The following is an 18,616-nucleotide window of genomic DNA, read 5'->3' as shown; positions in this document are numbered from 1 at the left end:
CCCTGTCAGGGCGTGGAAGGGTTGCCGGACACGCCGCCGTGCGCGCCGGGTCCGGTGTCGTCCGCCTCAGCGGAGGCTGGTGCGGCTCACCCGCCGCAGGAGCCGGCGATCTTCGCGTTCTCGTCGATCTCGATCGGGAAGGTGTGCGGGCCGCCGAGGTTCACGGTCCATCCGTGGGTGAGGGTCGCGGACGAGGGGTCGTCGGCGAGCCAGAAAGGGGGGCTGGTGAAGGAGCAGATGCCGGCGGTCGGGCCTTGCTCGGAGCGAAGGGTTTCGGTCACGAACTGTTTCCCGAGCTTCGCCATCGCCGTGGAGTCACCGGACTTGGCGGCCGCCACCAGCCCGCCGTAGAAGCCGGAAACCGTGGGGTCGTCCCCCTTGGTGTCCCCGGGGGTCGTTACGCAGGTCAGGTCGGTCACCTTCCCCGTGGCCCTGTCGAAGCTCAGGGAGGGAGTCCGGTCGAGCCGCTCGGTCCCCTGGTACAGCAGGACCTCACCCGACACCAGCACGCCGTCGACCAAGGCGCCGCAGGTCACACCGTGGGAGTCAGTGCCCCAGATCCGTTGGTACGTGGACTTGTCGGCGAACAGCGCTGCCACCTCTGCCGGATCCACCTCGGAGCGGGTGGCCGGATTCTGGTAGCGCAGGGCGGAGAGGAACAGGGCGGCCGTGGTCCGGGCCGGGCCGGCGGGGGAGGCCGGTGCCGATGCCGTGGGCGAGGACGGCTTGGTGGATGCGGGTGAAGGAGGCGTGTCGGTACTCGACGCGGTCGACGCCTGGGCGGGCAGCGAGGCGCGGTCATGATCCGTTTGTGACACGAAGCCGGCGCCCAGGGCCAGGATCACCACGGCCGCCGCCGCACCGGTCCGCAGGCGCCGGCGGCGCCGCCGTACCGACCCGATGAGGTCATCGACGTCGTAGCTGCCCGGCGGTTCCTGCCGTGAACGGTCGAGCATGGCTGCGGCCAGCTCCTCCTCCAGATCGTAGTCCTTCATACCGTCCCTCCCGAACGTGTGTGGAGTACCTGTGCGTCGACGGTCGACCGGAGTTTCGACAGGCCCCGGGCCGCCTGAGACCGGACCGAGCTTGCCGAGATGTTCATCAAGTGGCCGATCTCCGTGTCGTCGAGATCCTCGAAGTACCGCAGCACCAGTACGGTGCGCATGCCGATCGGCAGGGACTGCAGCTCGCGCATCAGCTGGTCGCGGACCACGAGGCCCTTGTACGGATCGACGTACCCGGCCCCGATGCCGTCGTCCAGGGGCACTTCCGCACGTCCGCGCAGCTTGCGCCAGCGGTCGTTGGCGAGATTCACCAGGATCCGGCGTGCGTAGGCCTCCGGTGAGTCGGCGGAGCGAACCCGGCGCCAGTGTCGACAGACCTGTTCCAGCGTGGACTGCATCAGATCGTCGGCCACATGACGCTCGCCGGTGAGCAGCAGCGCGGTCCTGAAGAGGGCCGACGACCGCGCATGCACGAATGCCGTGAAGGCAGGGACGTCAGCGGTTCGCATGGTCACCCGGCTCGCGACTCTTGAGCATCTTCGCCTTTCCCGAAGCCCCCTTGGCTCCCCCGCCCAACCTGACGAAGCCCGGCTCGCGGCTGCTGCACGCGATCTTCGGTCGTGACCCAAGCGTTATCTCGGGTGCGGGGTCTCGCGGGGCCTCGTTGACGGCACGCACGTGGCCGCCTACGTGCCCGCACCGCTGACCGAGCGGTGGGCGGGCCGGGACGGGCTGGTGGTGCACACCGCGAACGGGCCGTCCGGCGCACGCAGTCGGAGCAGGGTGTGGTCCAGGTGGTCGCGGTGCCACGTGGAGGGGCCCGCGTGGCCGGCCTCGGCGGTGGTGAGCTGTTGCCAGGCCGGCCACAAGGTGTGGAGGCGGGCGACGGCGTCCGGGTGCTCGTGCCACTTCGCGCACCACGGGCGGGTGGAGCCGATCTCCCGGCCGTGGACGGGCAGCAGGATGTGGGTGACCCAGAAGGGGAGCTCGGCCAGTTCGGTGGCGTACTGGGCGCCGCCCACGGTGTGGTGCTCGTGCGGCCGGTTGGTGAACTCCCCGAACAGCCTTGCCCGTTCGGGGAGTTCACGCCTTCGCTCAGTGCCGACGCGAGTACGGTGTGAGTGTGGCCGCCGGGGGGCGGCGGTAAGGGAGGGGCGACATGGGGCAGTTGGCGCGGGTGCCGTTGGAAGGCGGGGGTTCGATTCTCGTCGAGGCGGTGGATGGGGCGGCCGGGCCGGTGAAGGCGGGCCGGGTCGGTGACGCGGTCCGGGATCTTCCGGCGAGTCTGGGTCGGCGCTGGAGCCGGTGACCGACATGGCGCGCACGGTGCTGCGGCGGTTGCGGGATGCGGGGCCGGCCGAGGTGGAGGTGGAGTTCGGGGTCGATCTCGCCACGGAGGCCGGGGTGGTGATCACCAAGACCTCGGCCAACTGCCATCTGACGGTGCGCATGGTGTGGCGCAGGGACGAGGCCGATGCTCCCGCAGACGACGCTCCCGTGGCCAACGACGAGCCGACGGCCTGATCGGATGGCCGTAGAGCCGGTGGTGCGGGGCGGAGCGGCCGGTGGCGTGCCGGCGGCCGTCGCGCAGGTCCGCGACGGGGCCGGGCTGGTGGTGGGTGCGGGCTTCCTGGTCGCCGAGGACCTGGTAGTGACGTGCGCGCACGTCCTGGCGGACGGCGGCTACGGACCCGGTGCGGCGGTGACGCTGGTCTTCCCGCACGCGCCCGGTGCCCCGACGGTCACCGGCCGGGTGCTGGAGGCCGCGTGGCGCGAGCCGTACGAGCAGGACGTCGCGCTGGTGCGGCTGGAGCGCGCGGCGGGGGTGGCGCCGTTGTCGCTGGGGTCGGCGGCGGGCTGCCGCGGGCACCGGGTGCGCTCGTTCGGGTTCCCCGTGCAGGCTCCGCCGGGCGGGCACTTCGGGTTCGCCACGGCGGCCGATCTGCTGCCGGCCGCCGACAGCGCGGGTGAGCTGCTGCAACTGACCGACGCCAACGACCTGACGCAGGGGTTCAGCGGCGGGCCGGTGCTGGACGAGGTCACCGGCCTGGTGGTGGGGATGCTCACCGCGATCACCGCGCCGGACGGCCACGACCGGGGCCTGGGCATCGCCTACGTCACCCCGACCGCGGTGCTGCGGGAGGCGTGGCCCGCCCTCGGAGAGGGCGATGTGTCGCCCTACCGCGCGCTGGAACCCTTCACCGCCGAGCACGCCCGCTGGTTCCGGGGCCGCGAAGAGGCGGTGCGCCAGGTTCTGGCGGTCCTGGCGGGCGGGCGGCGGGTGGTGCTGCTCCTCGGCCCGTCCGGTTCGGGGAAGTCCTCCCTGGTCCAGGCGGGGGTGCTGCCGGCGCTGGCCGCGGGGCGGCTGCCGGGCAGTGACCGCTGGCTGCCCGTGGTCGTGCGGCCGGGCTCGGACCTGCCGGCCGCCCTCGCGCGGGCGGGCCTGCCCGGGGCCGCGGCCGAAGGCGTCGGGGCGGACGTCACCGGCGGGGCGGACGCCTTCGGCGGCGTGGCCGATGCAGCCGCTGAACCCCGTGTCGTGCTGATCGTCGATCAGTTCGAGGAACTCCTCGCCTCCTCCGCCGGGCCCCAGGACCTCCAGGCGCTCGCCCGGATCGCCGCCGTGATCCGCTCCGACGCGGCTGTCAGCGTGGTCCTCGTGATGCGCGACGACTTCTACTCCCGCCTGTCCGCGCTTGCCCCGGAACTGCTGGACGCCGCGCTGCAGGCGAGGGGCGTCCTCAACATCCCCGCCACCCTCACCGCCGCGGACCTGGACGCGATCGTCACCGGCCCCGCCCGCGACCTGGACACGCAGTTCGACCCGGGCCTCGCGGAGCGGATCATCGCCGACGTCCTGGCCCTGCACCCCCGCACCGCCGGCACCTCCGAGGCCCCCGTCACCGTCCTGCCACTGCTCGAAGTCGCCCTCACCCGGCTGTGGGAACGCCGCCTGGAGCACGACGGCCGCCTCACCCACGACGCCTACCGCCGCATCGGCGCCGTCACCGGCGCCCTCGCCGACTGGTGCGACACCGCCCTGCGCGAACTCACCACCCAGCAGCGGCACATCGCCCGCAGGATACTGACAGCCCTGGTACGGCCCGCCGACGAGTCCCTAAACGTCCCGGCGGTGCGCCAGCAGCTCCAGCTCGGCGAGCTGCGCGAGCTGGCCGCCGACGATGCCGCGCCCGGCGCGCTGCGGGCCGTCGACGAGGTCCTGGCTGTGCTCTCCCGGCACCGCATCGTCACCACCGACCGGATACGCGAGGACGCGCGGCCGGACGGACCGGAGGGGACCGCGGTGGCCGAGCTGGTCCACGACGCGCTCATCCGCGACTGGGACACCCTGCGCGGATGGGTCGAACAGGACCTGCGCTTCCACGACTGGCTCCACCGCGCCCGCGCCCAGCACGCCCGCTGGCAGGAACGCCGCGACCCCCAGGACCTGCCCTCCGGAACCCTCCTCGCGGAGGGCACCGACTGGTCGGGCCGCCGCAGACTGCCCGGCGGCCTCGACGACTTCCTGAAAGCCGGACGCGACCGCCAGCAGGCCGCCGCCCGGCGCAGTCGGCGCCTCAACACGGTCCTGGCCGCCGCTCTCGCCCTCGCCCTGATCGCCTCGGGGGTGGCGTTCTGGCAGCGGCAGACAGCGATCACCGCCCAGCATGTCGCGCAGTCCCGGCAGCTTGCCGCGCAGTCCGCCTCCCTGATCAGTACGGACCCCGAGCTCGCCGCCCTCCTCGCGGTGGCCGCCTACCGCACCAGCCCCACCGTGGAGGCCGCCGCCGCCCTCCGCGACGGCGCGCGCCTGCCCCTGCGCTATCGCCTCACCGGCCACACCGGTCCCGTGAATTCGGTGGTGTTCAGTCCGGACGGACACACCCTGGCTACCAGTAGCAACACCACGGTGCGGTTGTGGGACGTGGTCACCGGCAAGACCACCGCCACCCTATCGATTGGCCCTGTCCGGCGGATCATGTGACTGCTTCGTTCCTGGATGATTATTTCTGCTCGTGGGGCGGGGCGATCTGACAAACGATGAGTGGTGCGACTGGCGCCTCAGCTACCGAAATCAGGTTGTCGAGGAGGGCGTTGGATCGATCACCGCAAGGTGATCAACGGGATCCTGTTTCGAATACGCACAGGCGTCCCGTGGCGGGACCTGCCCTCGCGGTTCGGGAACTGGAAAACCGTCTACGAGCGCCACCGCCGTTGGTCGGCGGACGGCACGTGGGAAGACATCTACCAGGCTGTTCTGACCGACGCCGACGCCCAGGGGCGAGTCGACTGGAGCATGGTCAGCGTGGACTCCACCTCGTGCCGGGCCCACCAGCACGCTGCCGGAGCATCGCGCAGGCCCCCACGGATCCCCAAGCGGAGATCAACGCCCCGGCAGCACCGTCCCGACGAAGGGCTCGGGCGCTCCAGGGGCGGCTTGACGTGCAAGATCCACCTTGCCGGGGAAGGCGGCCTTCGTCCACTGGCCCTGCTGATCACGCCGGGCCAGTGGGGCGACAGCCCGCAGCTGATTACCGTCCTGGAGCGCATCCGGGTCAAGCGCACCAACGGCGGCTATCCGCGCACGCGACCCGATCACCTCGGGGGCGATAAGGCCTACAGCTCCCGTCGCAACCGCCGCTACCTGCGCGGGCGCCAGATCAAGCACACCATCCCCGAGCCAAAGGATCAGCGAGCCAACCGCCGGCGCCGCGGCAGCAGAGGAGGCCGACCCACGGGCTTCGACAAGCAGATGTACAAGCGCCGCAACGAAGTGGAGCGCACGATCAACCGCCTCAAGGGCTTCCGCGCGGTGGGTGAGGTCGACTCGGGGCGCCCTGCTGGTGTTTCCACCAGTGGGTTTCCCCGAGCCGGCTCCCGAACCCGGCGTGCCCGTCTCCGGGCACCGGGCTCTCCACAAGTCCCGTTCAGGGTCGTTCAGATGCTCATGCCACAGTGGGCCACGGGCTCGGGATGATCGTTCCCCGGTATCGGTATCTGGTCGTGCTTACCTTCGCCGGGTTGAACAGTTCTCCCTCCTCCGTGGCGGGCCACCAGCCACCGTCGCAGAAGCGGCGGCGGAGCTGCTTCCATGTGATCCCGGGGTGCTTGCGTCGTATCCAGCGGACTACCCGCATCCACGTGTAGTGGGCGAGATAGCAGAAGGCGACGTTCGAAACCCCTGGGCGGAAGTACGCGCACCAACCCCGCAGCATCGCCACACCTACGCCGCAGACATTCGGCGTGGCCTCCCCACCGATAAGTCGAGTCGGCTTCGGAGTCGACCGCCAGCGTGCCGACGGTCGTGCACTGCGTCCGGCCCAGATCCGCCAGGTTGGAGCCGGTGTCGTAATTACGGGGCGTCAAGCACTGGTTCCTCGCGTACACCTTCCCGTCTCGCTAGCCGGACCCAAACCGTCTGGCAGTGCCAGTCCGTCCCGACGTTGTCAGGGTTGCTTACCGCCCGCCTCGGCATCCCCCGAGACGAACTGCCCCCAGATTCAGTCGGATTGCTGCGACAACCCGACGGTGATGGTCTCTCACCTCACTCGACTCCATAGCGCCTCGTGGCGCACCGACACGCTACGACAAGCGTGCCTACGTCTTCCACGGCACCGTCACCGTGGCGGCGATCCAACTGTGGCTGCGCTCCTGAGCGAGTCTCAGTACGGGGACTCGGCCAGGAGCAGCGTGTTGAGGGTGGCGTAGTCGAATCCGCCCTCCAGCGTGGTCGTCGTACCTTGCTCCAGCAGTTCGCGGGCGGCCCGGCGGGCCAGGCCGTACGCTGCCTCGGCGATGGAGGATCCCGCGCTGATGCGGGCGGCTCCCGCCTTGGCGAGCTCGGACACCGGGAGTGCACCGGGGCCGGCCAGGACGTTCACCGGAAGGGGTTGAGAGCTCACGAGTGTTCTGACTGTTCTGGCGTCCGGTGCGCCGAGGACGAAGATGCCGTCCGCGCCGGCTGTCGCATAGGCACGGGCGCGGGTGAGGGTTTCGTCCAGCCAGGCTGTGCGGTCACCGGGCGGCAAGCGGTGCGTGTCGATGCGGGCGTTGATGAACAGCGGGATGCCGGTCTCGTCCGCGGCCCGGCGGGCGGCTGAGATCCGTTCGACTTGCTCGGCGACCGGACGCAGGGTGTCCTCCAGGTTGATGCCCACGGCTCCGGCCGCGAGGACGCCTCGGACGGTCTCGGCCACGCCGGGCGCATCGGTTGCGTAGCCGCGTTCGATGTCGGCGGTGACCGGTACGTCAACAGTGGCCGTGATCCGCGCGATCGCGCCAAGCGCCTGGTCGCGGGTCATGTGCTCGCCGTCGCCGTGCCCGAGTGACCAGGCGACCCCAGCACTTGTGGTCGCGATCGCAGCAGCACCCGCGTCCGCCACTACACGGGCGGAAGCACCGTCCCACGCATTGGGCAGGACCATCGGCGTACCTGGTACATGCAGGGAACGGAACAGCTGCGCCACATCAAGAAGTGTTGCCATGAGCAACATTGCACCATGAAGGTCAGATGGACGATCGCGACCCACACTCTGTTGACGTCATGATCCGCCGGACAGGGCCTAGCGGGCTGAATGTCCGCGCCACGGCGAATGCAGGCGCCGTCGGCGGTTCCGTGTCTGAGGCCTTTACAGTCCCGCCTCGCGCGCGGATGGGGAACCGGTCGGTGGTCACGATGATCCCGGTGGAGGCCGTCGCATTCACCATCAAACCTGGAGAGGACGACATCTGCGACCTGGTCGCGGTGGTACTCCGCCCTGCTTGTTGCCCCTGGACAGTCTCACGCCGAACCGCGCGCCCGCTCAGAGGCTGACTACGGACCAGCCGTCGCGCGCCAGGGCTTCGAGGTGCGGATTCGCGCGGCTCTCGTGGACGGCGAGCGCGAGGAGGTGCTTGGCGCGCGTGGCCGCTACGAAGGTGGTCATCGCGGCGTGCCGGCCCGTGGCATTGAGTTCGCCGACGGGAGTCTCTCCGGTGATCACGGGGAGCAGGCTGCCGAGATCGTGGCTCCTCCCATGCTTGGTGGCGCATTCGAGGACGAGGGTCGCGCAGTGCGTCTCCCCCTTCGCGCTCGCGACGGTAGCTGTGAGCATCGGGGGCAGGGATTCTTCCGAGGCTGGTGACAGTGGCGCGTGGGACAGCCAGAAGGTATAGGTGGCCATGTCCACCGGGACGGGTGAGCCGACGCGCAGCGGCCGCAGGTACGTCGCGCGCAGACGCTCGCGGGCTTCGCCGTCGAGCACGGTGTCGCCAGCACGCACCCTGACGGACATGCGGTGGGGCACATCCGGGTCGAACGGTTCTGCCCGCAGAGTCACGGTCAGTCGGGGCGCCTCTCCTGGAAGCGAGGTCAGGAACTCGCCGAAGGAGCCGAGCTCCTGATTTTCGAGGCCTTCGAACGTACAGCTGATCTGCAGGTAGTCGGCTCTGCTGGCGGCACCGTAGTGGAGGTCGTCCGCTGTGATGCGGGTGAAGTCGGCGCTCGACGTCAGGCAAAGCCGGATCGCGTCGACCACGGCGCTCTTGCCACTGTCGTTCTCTCCGACCAGAACTGTGAGGCCGGGCTGAAGAGCGAGGTCCAGAGCCGTAGCGGTGGCGGGGCTGCTCCCATGAGCCACGCCCGCGGCCCGATACCGGTAAAGGTTCCGGGTGCGCGCTCAGAAGAGTGCGTCCTGGCGCGGGGCGGTGAGAGCGGCAATCGTGGGGTTGAACACGCCAAGGAGCATGAACGTCCTCGGGCGGGCGGCGATGTTACCGACGAAGAAGTGCGTGGCCCGATCGGGCGTGACCATTCTGGTGGCCGCCGCCGCGCTCATGGGACAGGTCCGCACTGCCATCCACGCCACCGTCGGCGCCCCGCCGGAACAGGTCCTCGCCCGCACCAACCGCGTCCTGGCCGACCTGGAGAGCGACCTGCTCGTCTCCTGCCTGTACGTGCACCTCGACCTGGCGCGCCACCGGGCCGTACTGGCCAGCGCCAGCCACCCCCGCCCCTCCTGTACCAGCCCGGCCTCCCGCCCCGGGCCGTCCGCCTCGACCCCGGCCCCCTGCTCGGCATCCAGACCAGCACCGGCTACCCCACCACCATTCAGCCCCTCGCCCCGGCCACCACCCTCGCCCTCTACACCGACGGGCTCCTCGAAACCCCCGACACCGACCCCGAACAGGCCGCCGACGACCTCGCCCACTACCTCGCCGCACACGGCCACCAAGCTCTGGACGGCCTCCTCGACACACTCCTGCAGTACGCACGCCCCGCCGCCCTCTATACCGACGACATCGCCCTCCTCCTCCTGCGCGTCGCCCCCGAGCAGTTGGAGAACGGAGTCACTGGGACGCAGCGACCGGTTTATGGACAGGGCGGAGGACTTGGCGGACCAGGCCAACGGCGCTCTGGGCACCGGGACCCGAAGTCCGAGGACATGGAGCAGAAGACGCCGGGAGGAGCCGGACCGCGCGATGAAGCAGAGCCAGGAGACGTCCGAGATTGACCTCGACGACGACCAGAACTGACACAGTGCCGCAGATCGGCCCCTGGCGGTCACAGGACCGCCAGGGGCTTCTCCGGGCGGGGCCCGAACAGTCACGGGGATCGGAACGCTGGAACCGGTGGAGGGCGGTTTCTAGTGGTCGTTGCAACACGTGGCGGTTGTTTAGGCCGCGAGGAGTTTAGCTAGACGCTCGGCTGGGGTTTCCCAGCCGAGCGTTTTGCGTGGGCGGCGATTGATCTGGTCGGCGACGGCGGCCAGGTGCTCGGGGGTGTGGACCGACAGGTCGGTGCCCTTGGGGAAGTACTGCCGCAGCAGGCCGTTCGTGTTCTCGTTGGAGCCGCAGCCCGTAATCAGCTGACCTTGGACAGGTGACCTTGACCGATTGACAGGTGAGTTTGACTGCTGGGCTGAAGAAGACGGCTCGTTCGGGGGATCGGTGTCAGCGGCGCCTGAGAGCGTACTGATCATGAAACGATCCGACGATCTCCTGGCAGGACTGGACGACATCGGCTGGGCGGCCTTGGGGCATGCCTACGGCAGCGCCGAGGACGTACCCGGCCAACTCCGTGCGGTGTGCGGGCCCGACGAGGAGGCCCGGGAGAGCGCCTTCCGCAGCCTGTTCAGCAACATCTTCCACCAGGGCAGCCGGTACTCGGCCTCTCCGTACGCCGTGCCGTTCCTCGCCCGGATCGCCGTCGCAGGCCCGGCCGGCACCCGAGCCGACGCCCTGCTACTGCTGACCCGTCTGGCCGTCGACTGGCACGACGAGTACGACCTCCCGCTCGGCATCGACACCGCCGCGTGGCGCGCCGCGGCCATCAGCCCCGAAGAGAATCTGCGTTGGTACGACGAGCAGATCGGCGCCGAGACCGACGAGGAACGGCTGAAGAACCTGCGCGAGGGACGGGCGTACTGCGTGGCGGGGCACCCCGTCGACGCCCGCGAGGGCGCACTGCGTTCCTACGACGCGGTCCGCGAGCAGCTCCCTGCTCTGCTCGAACTGCTTGGCGACCCGGACACGGAGATCCGCACCAAGACCGCGTACCTTCTCGGCTGGTTCCCCGAGGAGGCCGACACCACCCTGCCCCCGTTGCTGGCCTGCCTCGACAGCGAGCGGAACCCGGTATGCGCCGCCACGGTCCTCGTCGCGGTCGGGCTGCTCGCCGACCACGACCCGGACGGCCGGCTCCGACGTCACCTTGACCACGGGCACCCCCTGCTGCGGTGGGCCGCTGCCACCGCCCTGGTCCGCCTGCTGGCCGCGCGCCCGACCGCCGCGCTCGGCCTGCCGTCGGCGGAGCGCATCGCAGCCGAGCTGGCCGCCTTCGGCGCCGGACCGGCCCCTGCGCCCGCCACCGCCCACCATGCGGGCGACCTGCACAGCTACACCGTCCGCAGCCTGATGTGCCTGATGGGCGCCGCCGAGGATCCGGACGGGGTCCTTCTGGAGATCGTCCGCGCTCTGCCCCGTGTCGAGGAGACCGGAGTCGTGCCCCGCCCGCTGGCGGTCCGCGCCGGGGATCTGCTGGAGGCCCTGTTTGAACCTGCGGACACCGCACCGGTGTTCGCCGGGCTCTCCCCCGGGCGCCGAGAACTGCTGAGCGTCCTGGCCGCGCTGTTGACCGCCGCGGACTTCCAGTCCTGCCCGTTCGGCTCCGACCTTTACGAGCGGTTCACTCGGTACGGCCTTCCCGGTACCCGCCCCGCCCTACGCGCCTACGTCGGACTGCCCACCGATGACGAGGACCCCAGCGCCCCCCTCCCCGACCCCTGGGAATCATTCCGCAATGGCAGGCTGATGAGCGAGAGACGCGGTGCGGAGTAGAGGAAGTCGCGGGCGTCGGGCAGGTCCGGTGCCCAGCCGTAGCGGGCCGTGCGACGCGTGGTCGGATGTGGCATGGCACTCCTGTCGGATCGGTCTGTCAGCGCGCGATCGGTGACCGGGCGCGGGTGTACCGTCTGTATCCAGACCATGCCGAGGTCAACCGCTCTCGGACACGCATCCCTCGGGCAGGTCAGTACCGACCGCCGCGCGGTCGCAGACCGGAGAACCTCCGAGTGCTCGACGTGGACGTGCTCGTGATCCCCGGCAGCGCCGAACTCCACGAGCGGGTCCGGACTTGGCGGGAGCGCCTGAACTCAGAATTTCATGGTCCGAATATCGGGGCCGATGAAGAACTTCGCGATCGCGATCAGCACGGCCAACTGGGCCAGTACGTAGGCGATCTGCGCGGAGAAGCCGCGGAGCTGGTAGATCGAGAGCAGCAGTCCGAAGCGGCTGGGCCACAGACGCCGCTCGGCGCGGAAGGTGTCCGCGTCCATGGCGAGGCTGGTGAGGGTCAGCACCAGGAGCATCTGGCAGATGGCGATGGCCCAGTTGCCGAGTGGCTGGTCGGTGAGGAGGTTGCCCAGGATGCCCAGGACGATCAGCAGGGTGTAGACGGCGGTCAGGCTCAGGGCGCGTGTCGGACCGCGGCGGCCGGGCAGCAGGCGCCAGAGCGCTCCCAGCACCAGGCCCGCGCCTGCCGCGGTGAGCTCCCAGAGCAAGAACTGCCGGATCATCTCGGGTGCCCCGAAGGAGTCCTGCGCGGTGTGCATCCACTGAGTTTGCTCCCCCTGGTAAAAGAACCAGAGGATGAGGAGAGTGCCGGGAAGGCCGAAGGCGGCCGCCAGCAGGGCGGCCCTGCGGGCGTTCTCCCACCACCTGGCATGCGGGCCCCAACTCAGGGCGATGTCCATGACCGTGAACTGGCCGGGCAGCCAGGGCCGTGCCGTGTTGGTGGTTCTGGTCGGCGACCGCCAGCGGTGCAGCCCGCTCAGCTCCCGTTCGACCGCGTGCCGTTCCTTCTCCGCCGCATGTCTGCTCGCGGCTCCCTCGCTCTTCCCCGGCTCCATGTCGCGGAGCTCGTCGGTCAGCTCCCGGTAGCGGCGTGCACGCGCGATGAGGTCGGAGTGGCCCGCCTCCGTGATCGCTTCGCTCAGCCTCGGAGTGTCCCCGCTTCCCTCAAGGTGTTGGGCCAGAACCGCCCACCGCTTCCCGACCGCCAACAGGGCGTAGAACGCGGCGATGTCCAGGACGAGCCAGAGGACAGCCCCGGCCTGGCTGCCTGCGTACGAGCCCTGGCGGTAGGCGACCACGACGGCGAAGAACACGGCGAGCAGGAGGCAGTCCAACCTGGTGGGATCCGCGCACGGCACGGGGAACGCCAAGTCCCTGGCCCGTAGCAGGGCCACGATGGCGATGCCGGTCACCACCCAGGTCCCGGCGACGCACCATACGGGAACCTGGATGGTGTAGGACACCAGATGCTCGCTCAGGAAGGCGCGGTGCAGCCAACCGTACTCCTGCACGGTGCGGTCGCTCAGCCAGCTGGCCCGCTCCCACCCGCGGTCCTGGGTCCACCACTCCCATCCCAGCAGAAGGACGGTGATCACGGCCAGGACCGACCCGAGGCGGCGCAGCCGCCAGGGTGACGCCGGTGTCCGGATCAGTCCGCCCTCACACGCGAGCCGCCGGATCCACAGGGCCAGGCCGGCCAGCCACAGCCACAGGAGCGCCGCGGTCATGGCCACCAGCGGGGCGAAGCTGTGGACGGACCCGGTTCCGGGGGAGGAGATCTTCTGGGGAAGGCCGAACAGGGACGGCCAGCCGGCTACCAGGCCGCCGACCGCCGCCACCAGCGAGGCGGCCAGCAGCACCGACCTCTTCGGACGGGCGGTGGCCGTCAACGCCCAGCCGACCAGAACCCCGATCAGGATCCTCCAACGGTCCTGACCGAGGAGTGTGTACTGCGGTGGCAGGAACGTCAGGCTGATGACGGCGCTGACCAGACCCCACTGCAGCAGGACCGTGCTGCTGCGGATCTCGAGCCCGGTGGCCTCGATGTGGGCCGGCCGGCGACGGGCTCGTAGAGCGGCCAGCGCGACGATGGCGGACATGACCACCCACCAGGCGGCCATCCCGATCTTGTTGCTGACGAGAAATGCGCTCTTGCCGCTCACCGCCGCCCATGCGCGTTGCCACGGGGGAGCCACCCGAATCGTCAGCAAGGAGCTCGCCTCCTGAGGCCGGACAGGGTCGCCCCACCGCATGGTCCCGTGGCCGGCGGTCGAGGGTTCGGGCGCCATGCTGGATGCCTCCAGGCCGCCCAGATCGACCACGACCGAGTCCCAACCGGCCCCTGCCAGAGCCGTCGGCGGAACGAGGGACAGCTTCCACTGGCCCGGGTGCACATCGACTTCCCACGGCCCGACGCGGAACATGCCGGGTTGGTCGAACCAGAAGATCGTCGGGTACTCGACCTCGACCCAGTCAGGTTCGACGCTCACCGCCGGATTGGACGAACGCCACTCGCGTGCGCGCAGGTACTGTTGCGGGGGCCGCCCCGTCTCCTGCTCGTCGCGCAGGAGACAGCGCATCGCATCGCGGTAGGCAACAGAACTCTTCTGCAGCAGCAGGCCCTCGGCGTACTCCCAGGACCGGGGTACGCGGACGGTCATGACTCCCCTGCCCTCGACCGTGTTGTGGGCGTGGTTGGCGAGTCTGAGTTCGACGTTCACACGGGCCCCGGTCAACTGCTCCGCATGACAGCTGCTCGCGAACGGGGAATCCGCTCGGGCGGGCTGTCCGCCCCAGAGAAGCAGGAAAGCCAGCAACGGCACGGCGCACAGTCCCCACCGGTACGGCGCGGCGCGGGGGACTCTTGTGTTGCGACCGTGCGACGGTGGCGAGGTGTTCGTGTTCACCTCACCGCCGTCCTCGTTCTTCAACGCGCGGTGCTCCTGCTTCCCGGGCACCCGCTGATCGGACTGCACTGCAGGATCACCTGGTAGGCGTGGCTCTCGACCTCACCGCTGCCGCGTCCGGTCTTCACGAACCGCCACTGCGAGGGCTTGGTGTGACCGGTCGCGTCCGCCTTGTCGACCCGGATCTGGAGCGTGCGTGCCGCGAGGTCATGGGTCTCGACCAGGACCTCGTCGCCCGCGACCGGAAAGTGCTCGTGCAGCAGGCACAGGCCGAAACGGTCGAGATTCCCGTGCTTTTCCAGCACATCCACGAGATCGCGCACGAACTGACTGTCCTGCGGACCCAGTCCCTTGGCTTCCTCGAACTTCGGAAGCGGCTGCCCGGGAGCGGTCTCCGGATTTCCCATGAATTGTTCCTCGATGTCATCTGAGTGGATTTCGGAAGCTTAGGTTCGAGAGCGAACGGCTGCAAGCCGACACCCCGGAGCGATGCCGGCAACCCGGCGGCCCCTACTCCGGGCGGCCGAATAACGGGTGCCGGCCGGTTGCCGTGGCAAGGTGCTGCACAGCTGGGAGGCGTCCGACGAGCCGCACTTCTCGCAGGGGGCGCGAGCACCAGGCCGACGGCGGCGTGGTCCGCGGTGAGCGGCCCCGGTATGCCGGCATCCACACTCGTCGGGGTCGAGCGTGGATGCCGGTGAAGCGTTCGACTGTTCAGATGTGCCGGTCCCGTGGGCCGGGCGGTCGGAGCGTTGCGGTCACCAGTGGTGCCAGTGACCGGGGGAGTCGATGACGGTGGGATCGGTGGCGGTGGCGGTGCCGTCGCCGCCTCCGCTGACGGTGGCGGTGTTGGTGAGGGTGCCGGTGGCGGTGCGGGCGACGCGGACCCGCAGGGTGATGGGCGGGTAGGTATTGCCGGGGTTGAGGACGTCGCTGCGGGTGCAGGTCAGGGTCCTCTGGACGCAGCGCCATCCGCTGCCGCTGATGTTGACGGCGGTGAGCCCGGCCGGGAGGGTGTCGTGAACGGTGACCGTGGTGCCGTCCGTGGGGACGGTCCCTTTGTTGCCGACGGTGATGGTGTAGGTGCCCTGGTGAAGTTCCACCCTGGGGCTGGACACCTGGAGACTGGGACATGTGAGCCCGGAGGAAGCAGTTTCAGGTGGGAAGCAACGGCAACATGAGTAAGCGGTACACGGCGGAGTTCAAGAGGGACGCGGTCGCGCTCGTCCGGTCTTCTCCGCACCGGAACGTCACTGAGATCGCCCGGGAGCTGGGGGTCAGCCCGGAGGGGCTGCGGGGCTGGGTCAAGCAGGACCGTACCGATCGGGGCGAGGGCCGGCCCGGTGACCTGACCAGCCCCGAGCGCGAGGAGCTCGCCCGACTTCGTCGGCAGAACCTCGAGCAGCAGAAGACGATCGAGATCCTGCGCAAGGCGGCCGCCTATTTCGCGGCCGAGACGAATCGGTGAGGATTCGTAAGGAAATTACTGCTGATTTCGGGTTACTGACTTCGGCTTGTCAGGGTGAACCTTCGCGAAGTCCCTGATGGCTCTGGAGCGGTGGTTGTATCCGGTGGTGTGTGAGATATGCGGATGGGGGCGGGCTGACCGCCGCGGGACGTGAGCGTCGGGAAGTGGTACGGATCCAGGCGGTCGAGCTGTTCGAGCAGGGAGTCAAACCGCCGGAAGTCGCGCGACGACTGCGGGTGAGCCCGAAGTCGGCGTACCAGTGGCACCAGTTGTGGCGGGATGGCGGGGTCGAGGCTCTGGCCTCTCGCGGCCCGAGCGGGTCGCGGTGCCGTCTGTCCCCACGCTGTCTGGAGAAACTGGCCGTGTATCTGGAGCAGGGCCCGGCCGCGCATGGCTGGGTGGAGGACCAGGTGTGGACCGCAGCGAGGGTGGCGACGCTGATCGGCCGGAAGTTCCACGTCTCCTACAGCGTCTCGGGTGCCACGAGGCTGATGCACCGGCTCGGCTTCAGCCCGCAGGTCCCCGCGCGGCGGGTGGCCGAGCGTGACGAGCAGGCCGTGACCGTGTGGAAGGAGGCGACCTGGGCGGAGGTAAAACTGCGCGGGCGGCCTGCGGGGGCTACATCTGCTTCGAGGACGAGGCAGGATTCACCCGCCGTCCGCCCAAAGGACGCACCTGGGGCCGGCGAGGCCGCACCCCTGTCGTGACGGTCAGCGGCCGCCGCTCGGGACGCCTGTCGGTGGCCGGCCTGATCGCCATGCGGCCCGGTTCCCGCACCCGGCTGTGCCACCGCCTGCGCTCCCACCCCGCGGGCAGAGGCAAGCGCCGCAGCATGGGCGAGCGCGACTTCATCGCACTGATCGACGGCGTGCACCAGCTGGTCAAGGCACCGATCGTGCTGGTCTGGGACCGCCTGAACACCCACGTCTCCCACGCCATGCGCGACTTGATCGCCGAGCGTGCGTGGCTGACGGTGTTCCTGCTTCCCGCCTACTCGCCCGACCTCAACCCCGTGGAGTGGGTCTGGGCACACGTCAAGCGCAGCCTGGCCAACCTCGCCGTGGTCGCCCTCGACCGACTCGAGGCCCTCGTCCGCAACCGGCTCAAACGCCTCCAGTACCGGCCCGACCTCCTCGACGGCTTCATAGCCGGCACCGGCCTGACCCTCGACACTGCAACATCACCCTGACAAGCCGAAGTCAGTAACGCCGCTGCCGAGAGCTTCTTCGCCGTACTGAAGGAGGAGATCGGCACCCGGGTCTGGCCCGACCGCGCCACCGCCCGGGCGGAGGTCTTCTCTTTCATCGAGACCTTCTACAACCGCAGGCGCCTACGCAAACACCCCGAGTGGGGCTACCTCACGCCACTCGAGACCCGCCAGCGGCACCGGCAAGGTCACACCCTCGCAGCGTAGACGGAGAGTGTTCAACCGCAGGGTGGAACTTCACCGGGAAACTACCCCTCTACCCCGGGACCGGCCGGTCTGCGCCTTCGACAGGCCAGGGCCAGGACAGCGGGCGCGGCTCTCTACGGCTGCCCGGTGGGTGGTTCCAGCTCCTCGCTGTCGCCGTCGCTCTGGATGGATGTCGGGCTCCGAGGCTGGCTCCAGTCCCTGGCCCGGCTGCTTGTCGGGCGCCTTCGCGGTGTCCTGTTCGGCGGGCAGCAGGTCGGCTGCGAGCAGGGGCAGGCCGAGCCGGTGGGCGGCCGCCGCACACAGCGCGTCCGGCATCGTCAGGCCGACGCCGGCAGTGGCGGCCTGGGCGGTGAGCTCCAGGGCGAGGGCGGTGTCGGCGGCGAGTGTGGCGCGGTGCTTGGCAGGGCCCGGCTGGTGCACTCCGACGACGGCGAGCTCCGCCAGCACGGCGTCGGCCCGGTCGTGGGGCGCCCGCACGGGCGAGGACGGTGACCAGTTCGGCGACGGCAGGCTCGGGCAGCACGGCCTGGCCGAGCCAGGAGGCCGCCCGGGAGCCGGGTCCGCCAGGCGCTGAAGCACCTGGCCGCCGACCCGTACCACCCGGGCCTGCGCAGCCACCGTTACGCCCTCCTGCCCGGCCACCGCGGCACGGCGGCGTGGACGTCCTACATCGACCAGGGGCGGGGTGCCTGGCAGATCCACTGGGCCTGGAGGCGCGGCGGCCGCGACGGCGGCACGGTCACCGTGCTGCGGGTGGGCCCGCACCTGTAGGCGGGGCGTCGGCGGGCGGGCCAACCGGGGTGGGACAGGCGGTCCCAGCTCTGTCCCACCCCGTGTCTCAGGTGTCCGATTCCACCCGTTTCGCTAGCCTCAGCGCCGGCGGCGCTTGCGTCTCGGCCGCTTCATTGCCATCTGCCTTACAGAACCGGCTTATAGCTTCTTCCCTTGAGGGAGCGTGAAATTGGCCGTGTCAAGCGATAGTCCGCCTAGTCCCGCGATAGCCCCTGCGAGTACGCCGCCGGCGGCTTTGTTGTCAGAGTGATACATCCAGATGCCTGCCAGCACAGCAAGGGCAGCCGGAGCGAGGTAGGCGAAACATCGGACTGCGAAGAGCCAGAATTCTTCCATTTTTGCTTCAGCTTTGGGGTTGACAGACAACCCGAGAAGCCCGGTGGCGAACGCGCCGGCTCCGCTTTCTAGTTCCGGAAGATTCGCAGGCGGATCAATAAGGATGAAATACAACAGACCGTTGATCGCAAAGAAGAAACCGGTCCTGATCCAGACGAGAGGCGCCTCCCCATCTCTTTTGGCGCCGTCGGTTGTCGCGCCGTTCGGACGCTTGGGCTGTGTAGGCACAGCTCTAGATGTACGCCTTTTGCCCCAACCCCGCAGTCTAATACTCCGGCTGTAGATCGTGATCGTGTATGCGAAGGGCGACTGCCAGTAGCCTGCCCGGGTGGCTGAGGTTTGGGATGAGCGGCAGTTGGCCGCC

The 18,616-nt window shown here is 69.7% G+C and carries 16 protein-coding genes and 5 pseudogenes; 10 read left to right on the top strand and 11 right to left on the bottom strand.

Going from position 1 to position 18,616, the window contains the following annotated elements:
* Positions 1–86 precede the first annotated feature (86 nt).
* The 3 genes and pseudogenes from ACGF13_RS34605 to ACGF13_RS34595 form a co-directional block, all read right to left on the bottom strand.
* Complete coding sequence (locus tag ACGF13_RS34605) at positions 87–995, bottom strand: hypothetical protein (protein ID WP_392883026.1); 909 nt, start codon at positions 993–995, stop codon at positions 87–89.
* Positions 992–1,513 carry a SigE family RNA polymerase sigma factor gene (locus tag ACGF13_RS34600; protein WP_392883180.1) on the bottom strand — a complete coding sequence of 174 codons (522 nt, stop codon included), beginning with the start codon at positions 1,511–1,513 and terminating at the stop codon, positions 992–994. Before ACGF13_RS34600 ends, ACGF13_RS34605 begins: the two co-directional genes overlap by 4 nt.
* 177 nt (positions 1,514–1,690) lie before the next feature.
* Positions 1,691–2,026 (bottom strand): annotated as a pseudogene (locus tag ACGF13_RS34595) (DUF4913 domain-containing protein); the annotation flags it as partial.
* A 292-nt stretch (positions 2,027–2,318) separates the two neighbouring features.
* Between ACGF13_RS34595 and ACGF13_RS34590 the strand changes: the two are divergent.
* The 3 genes and pseudogenes from ACGF13_RS34590 to ACGF13_RS34580 all read left to right on the top strand — a co-directional run.
* Positions 2,319–2,528: a CU044_2847 family protein gene (locus tag ACGF13_RS34590; RefSeq protein ID WP_392883178.1), complete on the top strand. Its 210-nt coding sequence runs from the start codon at positions 2,319–2,321 to the stop codon at positions 2,526–2,528.
* A gap of 4 nt (positions 2,529–2,532) precedes the next feature.
* Entirely contained in the window at positions 2,533–4,989 is a 2,457-nt protein-coding gene (locus tag ACGF13_RS34585; protein ID WP_392883024.1) for a trypsin-like peptidase domain-containing protein, read from the top strand.
* 31 nt (positions 4,990–5,020) lie between these two features.
* Positions 5,021–5,820: pseudogene (locus ACGF13_RS34580) on the top strand (IS5 family transposase); the annotation flags it as partial.
* Positions 5,821–5,950: 130 nt separating this feature from the next.
* On the opposite strand, the gene ACGF13_RS34575 reads toward ACGF13_RS34580, so the two are convergent.
* From ACGF13_RS34575 to ACGF13_RS34565, 3 genes are all read right to left on the bottom strand, one after another.
* On the bottom strand, positions 5,951–6,220 hold the full coding sequence (locus ACGF13_RS34575; RefSeq protein WP_392883177.1) for a group II intron maturase-specific domain-containing protein: 270 nt from the start codon (positions 6,218–6,220) through the stop codon (positions 5,951–5,953).
* A 447-nt stretch (positions 6,221–6,667) separates the two neighbouring features.
* Positions 6,668–7,471 carry an isocitrate lyase/phosphoenolpyruvate mutase family protein gene (locus ACGF13_RS34570; RefSeq protein ID WP_392883021.1) on the bottom strand — a complete coding sequence of 268 codons (804 nt, stop codon included), beginning with the start codon at positions 7,469–7,471 and terminating at the stop codon, positions 6,668–6,670.
* 336 nt (positions 7,472–7,807) lie between these two features.
* Positions 7,808–8,623 (bottom strand): AAA family ATPase, encoded by an 816-nt coding sequence (locus ACGF13_RS34565; RefSeq protein WP_392883019.1) that lies wholly within the window; start codon positions 8,621–8,623, stop codon positions 7,808–7,810.
* 106 nt (positions 8,624–8,729) lie between these two features.
* Between ACGF13_RS34565 and ACGF13_RS34560 the strand changes: the two are divergent.
* A pseudogene (locus tag ACGF13_RS34560) lies at positions 8,730–9,496 on the top strand (PP2C family protein-serine/threonine phosphatase).
* A gap of 162 nt (positions 9,497–9,658) precedes the next feature.
* Here the strand turns inward: ACGF13_RS34560 and ACGF13_RS34555 are convergent.
* Positions 9,659–9,835, bottom strand: a pseudogene (locus ACGF13_RS34555) (transposase); the annotation flags it as partial.
* 127 nt (positions 9,836–9,962) lie between these two features.
* Between ACGF13_RS34555 and ACGF13_RS34550 the strand changes: the two are divergent.
* On the top strand, positions 9,963–11,321 hold the full coding sequence (locus tag ACGF13_RS34550; protein WP_392883017.1) for a HEAT repeat domain-containing protein: 1,359 nt from the start codon (positions 9,963–9,965) through the stop codon (positions 11,319–11,321).
* Between the two features lie 314 nt (positions 11,322–11,635).
* Here the strand turns inward: ACGF13_RS34550 and ACGF13_RS34545 are convergent, their stop codons facing one another.
* From ACGF13_RS34545 to ACGF13_RS34535, 3 genes are all read right to left on the bottom strand, one after another.
* Positions 11,636–14,266, bottom strand: coding sequence for a DUF6185 family protein (locus ACGF13_RS34545; RefSeq protein ID WP_392883014.1), 2,631 nt, complete (start codon positions 14,264–14,266; stop codon positions 11,636–11,638).
* On the bottom strand, positions 14,263–14,649 hold the full coding sequence (locus ACGF13_RS34540) for a hypothetical protein (protein WP_380421674.1): 387 nt from the start codon (positions 14,647–14,649) through the stop codon (positions 14,263–14,265). Before ACGF13_RS34540 ends, ACGF13_RS34545 begins: the two co-directional genes overlap by 4 nt.
* A gap of 351 nt (positions 14,650–15,000) precedes the next feature.
* Positions 15,001–15,345 carry a hypothetical protein gene (locus tag ACGF13_RS34535; RefSeq protein WP_392883011.1) on the bottom strand — a complete coding sequence of 115 codons (345 nt, stop codon included), beginning with the start codon at positions 15,343–15,345 and terminating at the stop codon, positions 15,001–15,003.
* 74 nt (positions 15,346–15,419) lie between these two features.
* Here ACGF13_RS34535 and ACGF13_RS34530 point away from each other — a divergent pair, with 74 nt between their 5' ends.
* From ACGF13_RS34530 to ACGF13_RS34510, 5 genes and pseudogenes are all read left to right on the top strand, one after another.
* A complete protein-coding gene (locus tag ACGF13_RS34530; protein WP_072653749.1) occupies positions 15,420–15,710 on the top strand; it encodes a transposase in 291 nt (96 codons plus the stop codon).
* 134 nt (positions 15,711–15,844) lie between these two features.
* Positions 15,845–16,417: a transposase gene (locus ACGF13_RS34525; protein WP_392883175.1), complete on the top strand. Its 573-nt coding sequence runs from the start codon at positions 15,845–15,847 to the stop codon at positions 16,415–16,417.
* Positions 16,333–16,899, top strand: coding sequence for a transposase (locus tag ACGF13_RS34520; protein ID WP_392883173.1), 567 nt, complete (start codon positions 16,333–16,335; stop codon positions 16,897–16,899). Before ACGF13_RS34525 ends, ACGF13_RS34520 begins: the two co-directional genes overlap by 85 nt.
* Before the next feature lie 39 nt (positions 16,900–16,938).
* A pseudogene (locus ACGF13_RS34515) lies at positions 16,939–17,124 on the top strand (hypothetical protein); the annotation flags it as partial.
* 126 nt (positions 17,125–17,250) lie between these two features.
* The gene (locus tag ACGF13_RS34510; RefSeq protein ID WP_392883009.1) at positions 17,251–17,616 is read left to right on the top strand and encodes a hypothetical protein; all 366 of its coding nucleotides are present in this window, start codon (positions 17,251–17,253) and stop codon (positions 17,614–17,616) included.
* A gap of 438 nt (positions 17,617–18,054) precedes the next feature.
* On the opposite strand, the gene ACGF13_RS34505 is transcribed toward ACGF13_RS34510, so the two are convergent.
* Positions 18,055–18,480, bottom strand: coding sequence for a hypothetical protein (locus tag ACGF13_RS34505; protein WP_392883006.1), 426 nt, complete (start codon positions 18,478–18,480; stop codon positions 18,055–18,057).
* Positions 18,481–18,616: the final 136 nt, after the last annotated feature.

Source organism: Kitasatospora sp. NPDC048286 (assembly GCF_043201735.1).
GTDB lineage: Bacteria > Actinomycetota > Actinomycetes > Streptomycetales > Streptomycetaceae > Kitasatospora.
This window is presented reverse-complemented; position numbering and strand designations above follow the sequence as displayed.

Bases quoted from the DNA above. Each gene is read 5' to 3' on its own strand.
- ACGF13_RS34605 (WP_392883026.1), bottom strand. From the start codon at position 995: ATGAAGGACTACGATCTGGAGGAGGAGCTGGCCGCAGCCATGCTCGAC.
- ACGF13_RS34600 (WP_392883180.1), bottom strand. From the start codon at position 1,513: ATGCGAACCGCTGACGTCCCTGCCTTCACGGCATTCGTGCATGCGCGG.
- ACGF13_RS34590 (WP_392883178.1), top strand. From the start codon at position 2,319: ATGGCGCGCACGGTGCTGCGGCGGTTGCGGGATGCGGGGCCGGCCGAG.
- ACGF13_RS34585 (WP_392883024.1), top strand. From the start codon at position 2,533: ATGGCCGTAGAGCCGGTGGTGCGGGGCGGAGCGGCCGGTGGCGTGCCG.
- ACGF13_RS34575 (WP_392883177.1), bottom strand. From the start codon at position 6,220: ATGCTGCGGGGTTGGTGCGCGTACTTCCGCCCAGGGGTTTCGAACGTC.
- ACGF13_RS34550 (WP_392883017.1), top strand. From the start codon at position 9,963: ATGAAACGATCCGACGATCTCCTGGCAGGACTGGACGACATCGGCTGG.
- ACGF13_RS34540 (WP_380421674.1), bottom strand. From the start codon at position 14,649: ATGGGAAATCCGGAGACCGCTCCCGGGCAGCCGCTTCCGAAGTTCGAG.
- ACGF13_RS34530 (WP_072653749.1), top strand. From the start codon at position 15,420: ATGAGTAAGCGGTACACGGCGGAGTTCAAGAGGGACGCGGTCGCGCTC.